The organism is Vibrio sp. 2033 (genome assembly GCF_033339735.1).
Window position 1 is genome coordinate 1 of record NZ_JAWOVC010000434.1, and the last position, 655, is coordinate 655.

Below are 655 nucleotides of genomic sequence, written 5' to 3' on the forward strand. Positions count from 1 at the left end.
ACCTATTGGTGCCGCAAGCGGGTCGATATCTTGTGTCTGCTGCTGCGCGGCTTCCTCTTCTTTCGCTTTCGAACGACGACCAAGTAGCATGACAACCAACAATGCAAGCAGAGCACCTGGAATCAGGGCAGCGAGTCCGACTAGCCAACCATTGGATAGAATCTTATCCATCGTACTTGGTTGCATGCGTTGCTGCTCAGCAACACGTTGGCGCTCTTCTGCCAACAGCTTTTCCACTTCCGAACGAATGCGCTCTTCGTCGTTAAGCTCGCTTTTGAGTGTTTCAACTTCGCTCTGAACTTGAGACAGCATGAGGCGCAGACGATGGTTTTTCTCTTCTAGTGATTCAAGCTCACTTTGCGAGCCCTGCAGCTTGTCTTTTAGCTCACTAACCTGCTTTTCACCTTGCGGTGACGTCGAAACTGGTGGCACGTTTGCTGTCGTTTCAACAGGTTTAACTGGTTCAGGTTTTGGTGGAGTAACAACTGGCGGTTTTGGCGCGGTAGGCTCTGCAACAGGTTTAGGTTTAACCTCTATCTGTTTAACTGGAGCTGGCTTTTCTGGCTTGGGTTGTTTTAGTCGTAACTCATGCGCCTTCATAATGGCAACAGCTTGCTCAGTCGTCGCACTGCGAACTTGCTCTAATGAAGGAACA

General features: G+C 49.8%; 1 pseudogene. It reads right to left on the minus strand.

The features are described from left to right. Positions 1 to 655, minus strand: a pseudogene (locus R7P74_RS27030) (FimV/HubP family polar landmark protein); the annotation flags it as partial.